Annotated in this window: 12 protein-coding genes; 10 read left to right on the top strand and 2 right to left on the bottom strand. The window is 32.8% G+C overall.

The features are described from left to right. Positions 1-7 precede the first annotated feature (7 nt). The 7 genes from BM549_RS04190 (at position 8) to BM549_RS04220 (ending at position 12,528) form a co-directional block, all read left to right on the top strand. Positions 8-2,944, top strand: coding sequence for a GH92 family glycosyl hydrolase (locus tag BM549_RS04190; RefSeq protein ID WP_290469118.1), 2,937 nt, complete (start codon positions 8-10; stop codon positions 2,942-2,944). Positions 2,945-3,027: 83 nt separating this feature from the next. Beyond that, positions 3,028-4,695: an MFS transporter gene (locus tag BM549_RS04195; RefSeq protein ID WP_290469119.1), complete on the top strand. Its 1,668-nt coding sequence runs from the start codon at positions 3,028-3,030 to the stop codon at positions 4,693-4,695. Positions 4,696-4,836: 141 nt separating this feature from the next. Beyond that, entirely contained in the window at positions 4,837-5,838 is a 1,002-nt protein-coding gene (locus BM549_RS04200) for an isoaspartyl peptidase/L-asparaginase family protein (RefSeq protein WP_290469120.1), read from the top strand. A gap of 74 nt (positions 5,839-5,912) precedes the next feature. Beyond that, positions 5,913-8,774 carry a DNA polymerase I gene (polA, locus tag BM549_RS04205; RefSeq protein ID WP_290469121.1) on the top strand — a complete coding sequence of 954 codons (2,862 nt, stop codon included), beginning with the start codon at positions 5,913-5,915 and terminating at the stop codon, positions 8,772-8,774. 1 nt (position 8,775) lies between these two features. Further along, complete coding sequence (locus BM549_RS04210; RefSeq protein ID WP_290469122.1) at positions 8,776-9,162, top strand: (deoxy)nucleoside triphosphate pyrophosphohydrolase; 387 nt, start codon at positions 8,776-8,778, stop codon at positions 9,160-9,162. Between the two features lie 20 nt (positions 9,163-9,182). Then, positions 9,183-12,293 (top strand): DEAD/DEAH box helicase, encoded by a 3,111-nt coding sequence (locus BM549_RS04215; protein ID WP_290469123.1) that lies wholly within the window; start codon positions 9,183-9,185, stop codon positions 12,291-12,293. 82 nt (positions 12,294-12,375) lie between these two features. Next, the gene (locus tag BM549_RS04220) at positions 12,376-12,528 is read left to right on the top strand and encodes a hypothetical protein (RefSeq protein WP_290469124.1); all 153 of its coding nucleotides are present in this window, start codon (positions 12,376-12,378) and stop codon (positions 12,526-12,528) included. A gap of 2 nt (positions 12,529-12,530) precedes the next feature. Here BM549_RS04220 and BM549_RS04225 read toward each other — a convergent pair whose 3' ends face one another. Then, the gene (locus tag BM549_RS04225) at positions 12,531-13,337 is read right to left on the bottom strand and encodes a tryptophan-rich sensory protein (RefSeq protein WP_290469125.1); all 807 of its coding nucleotides are present in this window, start codon (positions 13,335-13,337) and stop codon (positions 12,531-12,533) included. 63 nt (positions 13,338-13,400) lie between these two features. Beyond that, positions 13,401-15,356 (bottom strand): YgiQ family radical SAM protein, encoded by a 1,956-nt coding sequence (locus BM549_RS04230; protein WP_290469126.1) that lies wholly within the window; start codon positions 15,354-15,356, stop codon positions 13,401-13,403. Positions 15,357-15,680: 324 nt separating this feature from the next. Between BM549_RS04230 and rplM the strand changes: the two genes are divergently transcribed. The 3 genes from rplM to rpsB all read left to right on the top strand — a co-directional run bounded on the left by rplM (position 15,681) and on the right by rpsB (position 17,471). Then, on the top strand, positions 15,681-16,136 hold the full coding sequence (gene rplM / locus BM549_RS04235) for a 50S ribosomal protein L13 (protein WP_290469127.1): 456 nt from the start codon (positions 15,681-15,683) through the stop codon (positions 16,134-16,136). Continuing rightward, entirely contained in the window at positions 16,136-16,522 is a 387-nt protein-coding gene (rpsI, locus tag BM549_RS04240) for a 30S ribosomal protein S9 (RefSeq protein WP_076734291.1), read from the top strand. The genes rplM and rpsI overlap by 1 nt, the downstream gene beginning before the upstream one ends. Before the next feature lie 175 nt (positions 16,523-16,697). Then, positions 16,698-17,471, top strand: a complete 774-nt coding sequence (rpsB, locus tag BM549_RS04245) for a 30S ribosomal protein S2 (RefSeq protein ID WP_013869324.1) — start codon at positions 16,698-16,700, stop codon at positions 17,469-17,471. The last annotated feature ends 48 nt before the right edge of the window (positions 17,472-17,519 follow it).

A 17,519-nucleotide genomic window follows, 5' to 3' on the forward strand; every position in this document is an offset into this window, starting at 1 on the left:
CATTTTAATGAAATATAATATCATATTCCTATTTAGCTTTTTACTTCTACTTACGCAATGCAAAGAAGATAACAAACAAGAAAAATCTATAAAAAACAAACCTTTAATTGCTTACGTAAACCCATTTATTGGTACTGGTGGTCATGGCCACACTTATCCTGGTGCTACAATGCCTTTTGGCATGATGCAACTTAGTCCAGATACACGTTTAGATGGTTGGGATGGTTGCTCTGGCTACCACTATAGCGATAATGAAATTTATGGTTTTTCACACACGCATTTAAGTGGTACAGGTGTTAGCGATTATGGCGATGTTTTAATAATGCCTACTAACGAGCAGGTTTTTAATAATGGTGCAGATGGCAAAAAAGGATATAAATCTAAATTTTCTCACGATAATGAAATAGCAGAACCAGGATATTACAAAGTACATTTAGACGATACAGATATAAATGTTGAACTCACCGTTTCTAAACGCAGCGGCATACATAAATATCAATTTCCATCTCCTAATAACCAATACGCTATTGTAGATTTAACACATAGAGATAAAGTTTTAGACGCGAAAATTGAAAAAATATCTGATACCGAAATTGTAGGCTATCGTTTTTCTGAAGCTTGGGCAACAGACCAACGTTTATACTTTGTAATAAAAACATCTCATGCATTTAATGATGTTTTACAATCGCCTCCAAAAACAGGAATGCCTGGAGCGCAAAAAATCGCACTAAACTTTATAAACCCAAACAATGAGCCTGTTTATGTAAAAGTTGGAATTTCGGCAGTAGATATTGAAGGTGCAAAAGAAAATCTAAAAGCCGAAATAGGAAACCAATCTTTTAATCAAGTAAAAAAAACAGCTCAAGATTTCTGGGAAAAACAATTACAAAAAATAGTTGTAGAAAGTGATAATAAAGACTATAAAACTAACTTTTACACGTCTAGGTATCATGTTGCTTTAGCGCCAAATTTATATCAAGATGTTACAGGCAAATACCGTGGCATGGATATGGAAATTCACAAATCTGTAGGTTTCGATTATTACACTGTGTTCTCTCTTTGGGATACCTATCGTGCTGCACATCCATTATACACTATAATTGAACAGGATAAAACTAACGACTTTATAAACACCTTTTTAGCAAAACATAACGAAGGCGGCATTATGCCTATTTGGGATTTAAGCGCCAATTATACCGGTTGCATGATTGGCTATCATGCGGTTCCTGTAATTGCAGACGCTTACCTAAAAGGTATTCGTGATTACGACCATAACTTAGCTTTAGAAGCCATGCTACATAGTGCCACACGTGATAAATTAGGTTTAAAAAGCTACAAAACGTTTGGGTATATTCCTGTAGAAGAAGAAAGCGAATCGGTATCAAAAACCTTAGAATATGCTTACGATGACTGGTCTATTGCACAAATGGCAAAAGCCATGAATAAAACCGAAGTTTTTAAAAACTATACCCAAAGAGCTCAAAACTATAAAAACGTTTTCGATCCAGAAACGCAATTCATGCGTGGTCGTTTTCGTAACACTTGGTTCGGTCCTTTCGATCCCTACGAAGTAAACTTTAATTATACCGAAGCTAACGCATGGCAATATAGTTTTTATGTACCACAAGATATTTCTGGCTTCATAAATTTATTAGGCGGCAAGCAAAACCTAGAAAAAAATCTTGATAAATTATTTGTTGCTACAAACAAAACTTCTGGCAGGCATCAAAAAGATATTACAGGATTAATTGGTCAATACGCTCATGGTAACGAGCCTAGTCATCACATGGCTTACCTTTATAATTTTGTAAATAAACCACATAAAACACAAGAAAAAGTCCACCAAATATTAACCGAGTTATATACCAATACTCCAGATGGTATTTCTGGCAACGAAGATTGCGGTCAAATGAGCGCTTGGTACATATTTAGTTCAATAGGTTTCTATCCAGTTACTCCAGGAAGCAATCAATACATAATAGGAACACCCTTATTTAAAAACGCAACTTTTAATTTAGAAAATGGAAAAACCTTTACGGTTTCAGCTACTAATTTAAGCGACACCAATAAATACATAGCATCAGCCAGTTTAAACGGAAAACCTTTACAGCAATCATTTATTACACATCAAGATATAATGAATGGCGGAACGCTTCATTTTAAAATGACAAACTCACCGTCAAATTGGGCAACAAAAGATTCCGAAATTCCAGAAACAAAAATCGAAGAACACCTTATTGTAACACCACCATTTATTGCGAAAGGCGATACTGCTTTTAAAGGTGAAACCGAAGTTGTTCTTAACAGTAACACTAAAAATGCTGTTATTTATTATTCTGAAAACAATTCAGAATTTAAAAAATACACAAAACCATTTAGTATTTCTGAAGCATTAAAACTAAATGTTTATGCAGAATTAAACGGAAAGAAAAGCAAAACAATTACTACCCATTTTTTTAAAATAGATCCTAATCTTTCAGTAACCTTAAAAACCAAATATGCTAACCAGTATAATGGCGGCGGAAACAATGCGTTAATAGATGGTATACTAGGAACTCAAGATTTTAGAACAGGTACTTGGCAAGGCTATTTTAACGAAGACTTAGTGGCTATAGTTAATTTAGGCTCAGAAAAATTGGTAAACTTAGTTAAGATTAATTTTTTACAAGACCAACGCTCTTGGATTTTTTATCCTACAAAAGTAGAATGTTATGGCTCTAAAGATGGTATTAACTTTACTAAAATTGATGATATTAGAGAGCCATTAGAGTTAATACCTCAAGAAGAGGTTTCTTTGTGGACTGCATATTTTAAACTAGTGCCAAAAAAGTACCAATACATAAAAATTGTAGCTAAGAAATTAGGCGATCTTCCTAAGTGGCATTTAGGCAGCAAACACGATGGCAAAAGCTGGTTATTTGCAGACGAGATAATAATAAAATAACCATACATAAACTATACAACACAAATAATTAGCACTTTTAAAAGCTAATTTTAATTACATTTAGGCAACTAATTAACTAAACCATGACAAATCAAAACAACAAATCTGCTTTAACTACTTTGGTTACAGTCTTCTTTTTTTGGGGATTTATAGCAGCATCTAACGGTGTGTTTATTCCGTTTTGTAAAACGTATTTTAATATCGATCAATTTCAATCTCAGTTAGTAGATTTTGCATTTTATGGTGCCTATTATATTGGTGCATTATCCTTATTTATTATCTCAAGTGCAGTTAAAAAAGACATCCTAAATAAATGGGGCTATAAAAACGGAATTATTTATGGCTTGTTACTTTCTGCTGTTGGCGCATTTGTAATGTATCCTGCAACTGCTGGTGCAGAACAAGGTCAAACTGCTGTTTTCTACCTTGTTCTTATTGCTTTATTTATAGTAGGCTTAGGGTTTTCTTTACAGCAAACTACAGCAAATCCTTTCGCTATTGCTCTTGGTGATCCTGCAACAGGATCGCATAGGCTAAATCTTGCTGGAGGAATTAACTCGTTTGGAACAACCATTGGACCTGTAGTTGTTGCTCTTGTAATTTTTGGTACCGCATCAGTAAGTCCAGAAGAACTGGTTAACATGATTAAAAATAATGAAATCACATTAAGTACTGTGCAAATGCTATACTTAGGCGTTGGTGTTTTATTTTTATTAGCTGCAGCATTATTCTATTTTTCAAAAAAATTACCTGCTTTAAAATCAGACACTGTATTTGAACCTGCTAACAAAGCAAGAAATTTACTTATAGTTTTAACCGTAGTTATAGTAGCTTGTTTTGGCTATATTTTTAGCACCTATTCTGGTGAAACAGTAGCTTCAGAAACTTTAGAAAACACACGTTTAATATTATTATTTGTTGCCTTATTTGCTGTAGTTGCTTCTGTATTTATAGCAAATTCTAGTGCTAGTAAAAATGCTGTTGGTTGGGGAGCAATGAAGTATCCGCAATTGGTATTAGGTATGTTAGCTATCTTTTGTTACGTTGGTGTAGAAGTAACAATTCAAAGTAATCTAGGCGAGCTTTTAAAGCAAGTTGCAGATAAAGTTGCAAACTTAAATCCTTTAGGATTACCAGTTTTAAACGATGCACAAATCGCTCCATTTATTTCACTTTATTGGGGTGGATTAATGATTGGGCGTTGGGTTGGTGCTATTACTGTATTTAACCCAAGTAAAGGCTTAAAAAAATGGTTATTAATAATTGTACCTTACGTAGCTTTTGGTGTAATACTATTGGTTAATTATGGTAAATATTCTAGTGACCAAATTTTATTTTTCTGTGTATGTATAGCAGTACAAATTGTAGGTTTCTTTATGGCAAAAGACAATCCTGTAAACACATTAAAAATCTTTGCCTCATTAGGTGTTTTAGGTATGCTAATTGGCTTATTTACAACTGGTAATTTAGCCTTATTTGCCTTTTTATCTGGTGGTTTATTTTGTTCAATTATGTGGCCTTGTATATTTACTTTAAGTATTGCTGGTTTAGGAAAATACACTTCTCAAGGTTCTGCCTTTTTAATTATGATGATTCTTGGCGGAGCAATTATTCCTCCTTTACAAGGTAAAATAGCCGATGTATTTACTATTCAATCATCATATTGGATTGCTGTAATGTGTTTTGGCTACTTGCTATTTTATGCCTTTAGAACAAAATCAGTATTAGACAAACAAGGTGTGGAATATTAATATATCTTTTTAAAATATAAATTTAAGACTCACATTTTTGTGAGTCTTTTTTTTTCATTTTGTTATTTAAAGCCTCAGAATATTTATATTGTGATTAAAAGAAAAAAAACCTTCATAATCTAAACTAAAAATCATGCTTTAATGAAACGTAGAAAATTTCTTAAAAACGCAACTTTATCCACTGCTAGTTTAGCTGTTGGAGCCACAATAGTAAATTGTACCAACGATAAAAAAACGCCAACACCAATACTAAAAAAAACACCAAAAGCGTCTTTACCTCTTGTAGTTGCAACATGGAATTATCCTAATGCAACAGCAGCTGCTTACAAGGTTTTAAAAAATGGAGGCACAGCGTTAGACGCTGTTGAAGCTGGATGCAAAGTTGAAGAAGCAGATATTAAAAATCAAACCGTTGGAAAAGGTGGATTGCCAGATCGCGACGGCAATGTAACTTTAGATGCCTGCATTATGGATAAAAATGGCAATTGTGGTGCTGTAGTCTATCTTCAAAACATTACTCACGCTATTACTGTTGCACGACATGTAATGGAAAACACGCCACATGTAATGCTTGCAGGAGTTGGCGCAGAACAATATGCTTACGAAATAGGTTTGAAAAAAGAAAATTTACTTACCGAAGCTTCGAAAAAAGCTTGGGAAAAATGGAAAATAAAATCTAAGTATAAACCAATTATTAACATCGAAAATCACGATACTATTGGCATGCTTGCTATAGATAAAAATGGTGATATTTCTGGAGCTTGTAGCACAAGTGGACTCGCATATAAAATGGCAGGTCGTGTTGGCGATTCGCCTATTATTGGCGCAGGACTCTTTATAGACAACGAAATTGGTGGCTGTGTCGCAACAGGTTTAGGTGAAGAAGTTGTAAAAACCGTTGGTAGCTTTTTAGTAGTAGAACTTATGCGACAAGGCAAATCGCCACAAGACGCTTGCGAAGAAGCTATAAAACGTATTGTAAATAAACCAAATAGCGATTTTAAAAATTTTCAAGTTGGTTATATTGCTGTAAATAAGCAAGGTGAAACAGGCAGTTTCTCTATACATCAATGGTTTAGCATGACTAAATTTCAAGATGGAAAGAATGAAAATATCCAATCTCAATTTATTGTAAAAGCATAAAATACTATTGTTGACAAGTTATTCTGTTTAAAAACGATAAGTTTCGTAGTTTTATACTTTATAAATTCACTTCAATGTCAGACAATAAACGCGTCTTTTTAGTAGACGCATACGCCTTAATATTTCGTGGCTATTACGCCTTTATAAAAAACCCAAGAATTAACAGCAAAGGTCAAGATACCTCAGCTATTATGGGTTTTATGAACTCACTTTTAGACGTTATTAAACGTGAACGACCTAACCTTCTGGCTGTTTGTTTTGACAAAGGTGGCAGTACAGATCGCGTAGAAATGTTCGAAGAATATAAAGCCAATAGAGATGAAACGCCCGAAGGTATAAAAACAGCCATTCCATACATTTGTCAAATTTTAGAAGCCATGCATATTCCAATCATGGTAAAAGAAGGTTTTGAAGCAGATGATGTTATTGGAACTTTAGCAAAACAAGCCGAAAAAGAAGGCTACCAAACCTTTATGGTAACACCAGATAAAGATTTTGCGCAATTAGTAAGCGACAATATTTTTATGTACAGACCTGTTTTTGGTGGTGGCTATGAAACTTGGGGAATACCAGAAGTACAGAAAAAATTTGAAGTAAAAGATCCTTTGCAAGTTATCGACTATTTAGGAATGATGGGAGATGCAAGTGATAATATTCCAGGATTACCAGGTGTTGGCGATAAAACAGCAAAAAAGTTTTTAGCGCAATTTGGCAGTATGGAAAACCTACTGGCAAACACAGACCAGTTAAAAGGTAAAATGAAAGAAAAAGTAGAAGCCAATGCAGAGCTTGGTTTACTGTCTAAAAAACTAGCCACTATTATGCTTGACGTTCCTGTAGAATTTCATGCTAAAGATTTCGAGTTAGATGCACCAGATATAGATAAAGTAAAAGACATTTTTCAAGAATTAGAGTTTAGACGTCTTACAGATAATTTTATAAAAACTTTTGCTGAAGATGCGCCTGCAACAGGAAATAGCACTTCAAATACTTCAGAAAAACCAAGTTCAAAAACAAGCACAGCACCAACCGCTAATGCTGGAGCTGGACAATTTAATTTATTTGGTGGCGATCCAAATGAAACAAAAGGTGGAACCTCTAATATAGACACTGCTTTTACAAGAAGAACGATTGCAAACACGTCTCATTTTTACCAAAGCGTCGCTCCAGGAATGGCTACCAAACTATTCATTAAAAATTTAATGAATCAAACTAGTGTGTGTTTTGATACAGAAACTACAGGCTTAAATCCATTAACTGCAGAGTTAGTTGGCATCGCTTTTTCTTGGGAAACAGGAAAAGGATTTTATTTACCTTTCCCAGAAGATAAGCAGGAAGCACAAGCCATTATCGAAGCATTACGATGCTTTTTTGAGGCAGAAAACATTCAGAAAATTGGTCAGAATTTAAAATACGACATTAAAGTATTAGCAAAATATAATGTAGAAGTTAAAGGTCCATTGTTTGATACCATGTTAGCGCATTATTTAATTAATCCAGACATGCGTCATAATATGGATGTGTTAGCAGAAACCTATTTAAATTACACACCAGTTTCTATAACAGAACTCATTGGTAAAAAAGGCAAAAATCAATTGTCTATGCGCGATGTTCCGTTAGATAAACAAACGGAATATGCCGTTGAAGATGCAGATATTACCTTACAACTTAAAGAGCATTTTGAAAAAGAATTAGGCGAAGCCAATACACAAAAGCTATTTGATGATATCGAAGTGCCTTTACTGCGTGTATTAGCCGCAATGGAACTAGAAGGTATTAACTTAGACAAAGACTTTTTACAATCATTATCTAACGATTTAAACAGAGACATTGAAGCTTTAGTAACCAAAATTTACGATGTTGCTGGCGAAGAATTTAATATTGCTTCACCAAAGCAATTAGGAATCATTTTATTTGAAAAATTAAAGCTTGTCGATAAACCTAAAAAAACCAAAACAGGACAATACAAAACAGGCGAAGATATCCTGTCTGTATTAGCCAAAGAGCACGAAATTATCCGTAATATTTTAGAATATCGTGGTTTAGCAAAATTAAAAAGCACGTATGTAGACGCCTTACCACTTCAAGTTGAAGAAGCCACAGGACGTGTACATACAGATTATATGCAAACCGTTGCTGCAACAGGACGTTTAAGTAGTAATAATCCTAACTTACAAAATATTCCAATTCGTACAGAACGTGGCCGCCAAGTTCGTAAAGCGTTTATTCCTAGAAATGACGATTACACTTTACTTGCTGCCGATTATAGCCAAATAGAACTGCGTATTATTGCAGCTTTAAGTAAAGAGGAAACCATGATTGAAGCCTTTAAAAATGGTGAAGATATTCACGCGTCTACAGCCTCTAAAGTTTTTGGCGTACCAATTGAAGAAGTGACTAGAGCACAACGTAGTAATGCCAAAACCGTAAACTTTGGTATTGTATATGGTGTATCTGCTTTTGGGCTAAGTAACCAAACCGATTTATCGCGTGGTGAAGCCAAAGAATTGATTGATACCTATTACGAAACCTATCCAAAGCTTAAAAAATACATGAGCGAACAAGTAGATTTTGCTCGCGATAATGGTTATGTAAAAACCATTTTAGACAGACGTCGTTACCTAAAAGATATTAATAGCCGAAACGCAGTAGTTCGCGGTGCAGCAGAGCGTAATGCGGTAAATGCACCAATACAAGGTAGTGCAGCCGATATTATAAAAATTGCCATGATTAATATTTATAATAAATTGGAAGCTGGTAATTATAAAACCAAAATGCTACTACAAGTACATGATGAATTGGTTTTTGATGTCTACAAACCTGAATTAGAAGAGATGACAACCTTAATTAAAACCGAAATGGAAAACGCCTTTAAAATGGAGGTTCCTTTGGATGTTGAGGTGGATACTGGTTTGAATTGGTTGGAGGCGCATTAAGATGAAAACTATTCTTGTTGCATGTGCAATCATTAAATTTGATGATAAAATTTTAGCAGTTCAAAGAAGTGAAACGATGAAACTCCCTTTGAAATGGGAATTTGCAGGTGGAAAAATTGAAGATGGAGAAACAGAAGTTGAATGTATAAAAAGAGAAATTTTTGAGGAATTAAATATCAAAATTGAAATCAAAGATAAGTTAACTCCTGTAACTCATGAATATCCTGATTTTAAAATTAAATTAATTCCTTTTACTGCTGAATATATTTCAGGTGATTTAATACTTAACGAACATGTTAACTCCGTTTTAGTTAATAAAAAAGAATTGATTAATTTAGATTGGGCTGAAGCAGATTTGCCAATTTTACAAGAATATTTATCACTATGAATCAAGGAATTTACGAAGAATTGATAACCCAATTAGTATCTGAAAATTTAAATAAACTTGATAAAGATAAATTCTATTTAAAGAAAACTATAATCGATAAAGAAGAAGCTTCAAATGTTTTGTCTAAACATTTAGCTAAGACTTTAAAACACGCTTTTCAACTTATAAAAGGTAAAGCAGAATTACAAATTGAAATTGCTAACAAAATAATTAAATTACTTAAAGATGAATTAAACAAACAAGAGTTTAATGATGATTTAGTAAGTATTGAAGGAGAAATATTAAAGGCAGTATTTTCTAAAACTGATGCTCACTTTTCAAATTTAGATTTAAGATTAAAAGAAATTACTCCTTATACAAGATTAACACAAAGTGAATTATTTACTGGTGGAAATGGTGGTTTATCTTTAGAAAGTGAACTTAAAAAAGAGATTCTTTCCTCAAACGAGATATATCTTCTAGTTTCCTTTATAAAATTTAAAGGCATCATTATTCTTGAAAAAGAGTTACGAGAATTTACAGAACGTGGTGGAAAACTAAAAGTAATTACCACAACATATATCGGAGCAACAGATTACAAAGCAATTCAACTACTTTCTAAGCTTCCAAATACTGAAGTTAAAATATCTTACAATACAAGTAACGAAAGGTTACATGCTAAAGCATATCTTTTTTATAGAAGCACTGGATTTCATACAGCATATATTGGCTCTTCAAACTTCTCAAGGTCAGCTTTAACTGATGGTTTAGAGTGGAATTTAAAAGTTACAACCAAAGAAGTAAATCACATAATCGATAAATTCAATAAGACATTTGACTCTTATTGGAAAAGTGATGATTTTGAATTATTTGATGATTCTAAGCACAAAGAGAAATTGCAAAGCGCCTTAAAGCAGAGTAAGTTTAGTAAACCTTATGAAAACGCAACAGCTTTGTTTGATATTAAGCCTTTTCCGTATCAAAAAGAAGTATTAGAAAAACTAGAAGTAGAAAGAACGGTTCATAAAAGATTTAGAAATCTTGTAGTTGCAGCTACTGGGACAGGAAAAACTGTTATTTCTGCATTTGATTATAAACGCTTCAAACAAAATAACAAATCTGCAAAATTACTATTTCTAGCACATAGAAAGGAAATCATACAAAAATCATTGTCTACTTTTCAAGGTGTTTTAAGAAATAATAATATTGGTGAATTATGGGTTGACGGTATGACTCCTAATAACTTCGAGTTTGTATTTGCTTCGGTACAATCTGTTAAAAACAAATTTAAAGAATACAACTTAACTCCTGATTATTATGATTACATCATAATAGATGAATGTCATCATCAAACAGCTAATAGTTATAGAGAAATAATAAATTATTTTAAACCAAAGGTTTTACTTGGCTTAACTGCTACTCCAGAACGAATGGATGGTGGAGACATTTTAGAAGATTTTGAGAATAAGATTGCTGCAGAAATTAGACTTACAGAGGCAATGAATAGAAAATTGCTTTGTCCTTTTCAATATTTTGGAATTACCGATAGTATTGATTTAACCAATGTAAGTTGGTCAAGAGGGAAATATGCACCAAGTGAATTAACAGATTTGTATACAGGGAATGACAGAAGAGTTAGAGAAATCATAGATGCATTAGACAAATACACAAAAGATATAAATGAAGTTAGGTCTTTAGGTTATTGTGTTACAATGGAACATGCAAAATTCATGGCTAAAAAATTTACTTTAGCTGGATTAAAAGCTGACTATTTAACTAGCGAAAACAGTAAAGACAGAGTTTATATTCGTCAGAAATTAGAAAAAAAAGAAATCAATTATCTATTTGTTGTCGACATGTTTAACGAAGGAATCGATATTCCAGAAATCGATACGGTTTTATTTTTAAGACCGACGGAAAGCTTAACAGTCTTTTTACAACAATTAGGAAGAGGATTAAGACTTCATGAAGAGAAAGACTGCTTGACAGTTTTAGATTTTGTTGGAAACTCAAAACCTGAATACAACTTTGAAAGCAAGTTTAGAGCTTTAATAGGTAAAACAAATACAACTGTTTTAAAAGAAATTGAGGACGATTTCCCTCATCTACCTTTAGGTTGCTCTATCATTTTAGAGAAAAAGACAAAAGAAACAATACTTAAAAATATTTCAGCTGCAACCTCATTAAATAAGAATAAGTTAATTCAAAGAATACAGCAATTTCAACATGACACTAATCTACCTTTAACAATCGGCAACTTTAGTAAGTTTTATAATATACCATTACAATCAATATATAAAAGAGATAGTTGGAAAAGACTGTGTCAATTAGCAGGAAAAATTAATGATTTTGATTCAAAAAATGAGAAAGAAATAGTCTCTGCCATATCAAATAAATGGCTTTCAACAAATTCGTTAAGCTATTTTACATTCATTTTTAAAATTGCCAAACAAAATTTTAATATAAATATTTCAGATTTAAATCAAAATGAAAAAATCATGCTTTTAATGTTACATTATGATGTTTGGCAAAAAGAAGGTGGATTTGATTCATTAAAAGAAAGTATAAAAACGATTGGTTTAAATAAAATTTTAGTTGAAGAAATCAAAGAAGTTCTCGAATTATTAATTGAAAACATCGATTTTAAGGAATTACCTATTCAGCTACCGTACGAACAACCATTGAAATTACATAGTCGTTATACTAGAGACCAAATTTTATCAGCATTTAAATTTAGTAGTTTCACCAAAAAATCATCAAATAGAGAAGGTACCGCATTAAATAAAGATTTGAATACCGAATTACTATTTATCAACCTTATTAAGTCAGAAGAAAACTTTTCACCAACCACAATGTATGATGATTATGCTGTAAATGAATTACTATTTCATTGGCAAACTCAAAATTCTGCAAGACCTGACAAAGGAAAGGGTTTGTCATATATAAAACACCAAGAAGAAAATAAACGAATTTTACTTTTTATTCGTGAAAAAGCAAAAGATGAATTTGGTAATACGAAAGGTTACGTTTTTATAGGAGAAGGAAATATAAAAGACCATTACGGTTCAAAACCAATGAGTATTAATTGGGAGTTAAACGAACCATTGCCCAATTATTTGTGGAAAGAAGCGGCAAAACTTTCCGTAGGCTAACCAATCAAGTCAAAAGATTTTCCATTCAAGTTAAACCGTAAATAAGTAAAGTATTAATTTGTATGTACTAAAAATACATACTATGATAATTACAAAAATATTAGGACTTACCAGTACATTAACAAAAAGTAAAAAAGCCAAAATTGCTATTCTGGTTTTAGAAATTGGCATTTTAGCTTATGCTATTGCAACAAGTAACGAAGAGCAATCCAATAATAAAAGATTAGAAAAATAAGTCTAACTAGTTTTTCCTTCAAAAAACTCCATACATTTAATAGCAGGATTCGTTTTTCGGTTTTTAAAAGCATGAATAGAGCTGCTAATTATTAGTATTACAGCTAAACCAATTGCAGTGTAAGCAATAACTGTGTTATCATTTTTATTAGCAATATAAATAGCAATTAAAGCCCAAGCACCAACAAGAGCAAACTCTCGCATGTTTCTTAACCAAGTGACTATTATATTTATTAATGCAGCTATAATTAACATTAAAACGGTCCATACAGTTGGCGATATACCAAAACCATCCCAATTGTACTTTACTAAAACTGCTGAGACATTTGCAATACTTGCTACTGTAACCCAACCACTATAAAACACAAACGGCCACCATAAAAAGGCGATAACTGTTATTGGCGCATCAAACAATTCCATTTTATTATTTAATACAATTTTTAGTAATGAAAATAACAGTAAAAATATAAACACACTAGACAATAATGTGTAATTGTATATCCAGGCCACAATCCATAAACAATTTGCTACACACGAAATTACAAACCACCAACCTGTGGTAAGTATAAAACCATCATCGCGAACGCTTACAAACAAACTACGGCTTTGATAAAATATAAACCCAAATACTAATAGATATATAATTCCCCAAATAGAAAATGCATAACCTGCTGGTGTAAATAAAGTATTGTATTGTGAAGAAACTTCGCCAATGGTTGTATTATTTAACAAACCGGTATTGGCTAAAAAGTTCATTATTAATACAAAAACAAATGCAATAGCGTTAAGTAGTTGTAGACTTTTTTTCATTGTAGTAATATAATTAAAATATTACGACAAAGAAATACTGTTTAAAAAAATGTAAGACTAAGTTTAACGACGTTTCTTTTTCTTTCCTTTATATTTCACCTTATTCTTTCGTTGATTAAAAGGAACAGCATCGTTAAAGGTGTTTTTAGCTTCGCCTTTTGGTTTATTTTTACGCCACTTTTCAGACTTTTCTGGCAATAAAACTTTTAATAAATCTTGACGCCCAACTTTATTCAAGGTCTTTTTAATCCACGCTTTATTTTCTTCTTTATACCAAAAGAAAAAACGGTGTTGTTCGTCCTTTTCTTTTCTAGTTTTAGGCGTATTTACTTTTTTAAGCGTATACGGATGGTAACCAGAATAATAAATTACAGTAGCCACCGTCATTGGTGTTGGTGTAAAACCTTGTACTTGCTCTAACTGGAAGCCCATATCTTTAGTTTCGGCAGCTAGGTTAGCCATATCTTCAACTTCACACGCTGGATGATTAGATATAAAATAAGGAATTAATTGAAGCTTTAAATTCTTCTTAATATTAATTTTATCAAAACGCTCTTTAAATTTATGGAAGTATGTAAACGATGGTTTACGCATTAATTTTAAAACAGGATCACTGGTATGTTCTGGTGCAACTTTAAGTCGTCCAGACACGTGCTTGGTCATCACCTCTTCTGTATAATCATCCAGCTCTTTTGGATCTGCATTTTTATTAAATTCTGGCACTAACATATCATGCCTAATTCCAGAACCAATAAACGATTTTTTAACCTTCGGGTGACTATCAACAGCCTTGTATAAATCGGTTAATGGTTTGTGAGACGTATCTAAATTACTACATATTACGGGCGAAATACAACTTGGTGCCACACATTTGTCGCAAATAGATTGCACCTTACCTTTCATTTGATACATATTGGCACTTGGTCCTCCAATATCACTTAAATAGCCTTTAAAATCTGGCATATTAGCCACTTTATCAACTTCTTTTAAAATTGATTCTTGACTACGAGATGCAATAAATTTTCCTTGATGTGCCGATATAGTACAGAAACTACAACCACCAAAACATCCTCTGTGAATGTTTATAGAGGTCTTAATCATCTCATAAGCTGGAATTGGTCCACGCTTATTATATTTTGGGTGTGGTAATCGTGTATAAGGTAAATCGAAAGAGGCATCAATTTCAGCCTCTGTCATGGTTGGATACGGCGGATTTATCATCAAGGTCTTATCGCCCACTTTTTGAAAAATACGTCTTGCTGCCAACTTGTTAGACTCCTGCTCTATTATTTTAAAGTTAGAGGCGTATTTCTTTTTATCCTTTAAACACACTTCATGCGAAGCAATTTCAACATCTATCCAATTGCTGTTTTTTGGTATGCTTTCATTTTTATCTAAAAGTACAGCTGTTTGTAAAACGGTATTAATACTATTAAATGGCACGCCTTTTTCTAACAAACGTACTATTTCACGCAATGGTTGTTCTCCCATACCATAAACCAACATATCTGCTTTAGAGGTTTCTAAAATAGTTGGTAATAATTTATCGCTCCAATAATCGTAATGCGTTACACGACGTAGAGAACCTTCAATACCACCAATTAAAACTGGAGTATCTGGCCATTTTTCTTTTAAAATTTTAGAATATACAGACGATGCATAATCTGGTCTAAACCCAATATCACCATTTGGTGTATAAGCATCTTTATCACGCTTCTTTTTATTAGCATTATAATTGCTAATCATAGGATCCATACAACCACCAGTAACACCAAAAAACAATCTTGGCTTACCAAGTTTTACAAAATCCTGCAAGTTATCATTAACATTAGGCTGTGGCACAATGGCAACACGTAAACCCATACTTTCTAACAAACGGCCAATTACTGCAGGCCCAAATGTTGGATGATCTACATAAGCATCTCCACTAAAAAGGATAACATCAAGTGTTTCCCATCCGCGAATTTTCACCTCTTTATTAGTGGTAGGCAACCAGCTAGATAATTTTAATTCTTGCATAACGCTGCAAAAATAGATAAAAAAAGAGTCTTATCCATTATTATAAAAGGGTTTAGCATTTAATTTAACATGCAAAAAAGAAATTATACAACTATAAAACAAGACCTTTTAATTTAATTTATAAAATTTGAGGGAGAAATAAACAATCTTAAAGATTTATAAACATCTGATTTATAAAAAACAAAGGGTAATTAACAATGTTTGGAAACATATTAACAAAGTTATCAAATAAAATACGCCATACTATTTGGTAATCAAGAAGATTGTCGTAAATTTGCAAACTCTTTTTGAGAGAGGAATGTTTAATAATAAAATTTAAAAATTGTGGATACACTAAGCTACAAAACCATTTCAGCAAACAAAGCTACTGCAGATAAGCAGTGGGTTTTAGTGGACGCTGATGGTCAAACTTTAGGGCGTATGTGCACTCAAATCGCAAGATTATTAAGAGGAAAGCACAAGCCAAGCTTCACACCACACGTTGACTGTGGAGATAACGTAATTGTTATCAATGCAGAAAAAATCAACTTAACAGGAAACAAGTGGACAGATAAATCTTATATCCGTCACACAGGTTACCCAGGTGGTCAAAGAAGTTTAACTGCTACTGAATTGTTCGGAAAAGATCCAGCAAGATTAGTAGAGAAATCTGTAAAAGGAATGTTACCTAAAAACAAATTAGGAGCAGCTCTTTTTAGAAACTTAACTGTTGTTACAGGAACTGAGCACGCTCACGAAGCTCAAAAACCTAAAACAATTAACTTAAACGAATTCAAGTAATGGAAGTATTACACAAAATTGGTCGTCGTAAAACGGCTGTTGCTCGTGTTTACCTTAAAGAAGGTAAAGGAAACATCACGATTAACAAAAAAGATTTAAAAGACTACTTCGATACAGCAACGTTACAGTACAAAGTAAACCAACCGTTAGCATTAACTAACAACGAAGGTAACTTTGATATTTCTGTAAATGTATTTGGAGGTGGTATTACTGGTCAAGCAGAAGCTATCCGTTTAGCAATCTCTCGCGCAATGTGTGAGTTAAATGATGAAAACAGAGGCATCCTTAAACCAGAAGGTTTATTAACTAGAGACCCAAGAATGGTTGAGCGTAAAAAATTCGGACAGAAGAAAGCGCGTAAAAAATTCCAATTCTCGAAACGTTAATATTATCCTTCAACAGTATTGTATATTATCAATACTGTTGAGACAAAACAAAAAATTAAAACAGTTATTGTTGTCCTAGCCTAAAAGCAGGATTTAGTTTAGCATCTAAATGAAGCCATAAGCTTTCTAGCCCATTGGAACATTGCTAATTCAACAGAACGTAAACTATTACAAAATGGCAGTAGAAGTAAAAGAATTACTTGAAGCAGGTGTACACTTTGGTCACCTTACACGTAAGTGGGATCCAAACATGGCGCCTTACGTATATATGGAACGTAACGGAATCCATATTATAAACTTATACAAAACAGCAGCTAAGATTGACGAAGCTGGAGAAGCTTTAGCAAAAATTGCAGCCTCTGGTCGTAAAATCTTATTTGTTGCTACAAAAAAACAAGCAAAAGACATCGTTGCTGAAAAAGCAGGTAGCATTAACATGCCTTACATCACAGAAAGATGGCCAGGTGGAATGTTAACTAACTTCGTAACTATTAGAAAAGCTATTAAAAAAATGGCTACTATTGATAGAATGAAGAAAGATGGAACATTTTTAACTTTATCTAAAAAAGAACGTTTACAAGTTGACCGTTTAAGAGCGAAGTTAGAAAAAAACTTAGGTTCTATTGTTGATATGACACGTCTTCCAGGAGCTTTGTTTGTTGTAGATATTAAACGTGAGCATATCGCGATTAAAGAAGCACAAAAATTAAACATTCCTATTTTTGCAATGGTAGATACTAACTCAGATCCACGTCAAGTAGATTACGTTATACCAGCAAATGATGATGCTTCTAAATCAATCGATAAAATATTAACGCATGTTACTGAAGCTATTACTGGTGGATTAAACGAGCGTAAAGCTGAAAAAGCTGAAAAAGCTGAAGGTAAAGCCGAGAAAAAGGCTGCTCCAGCTAAAAAAGCGACTGCAGTTAAAGAAGAAGAAGAATAAATAACAATTTCGAAACATTTATAAGTCGTTTAATTCTTTTCTTTACAG

This window comes from Lacinutrix sp. MedPE-SW (assembly GCF_001874145.1).
Classification (GTDB): domain Bacteria; phylum Bacteroidota; class Bacteroidia; order Flavobacteriales; family Flavobacteriaceae; genus Lacinutrix.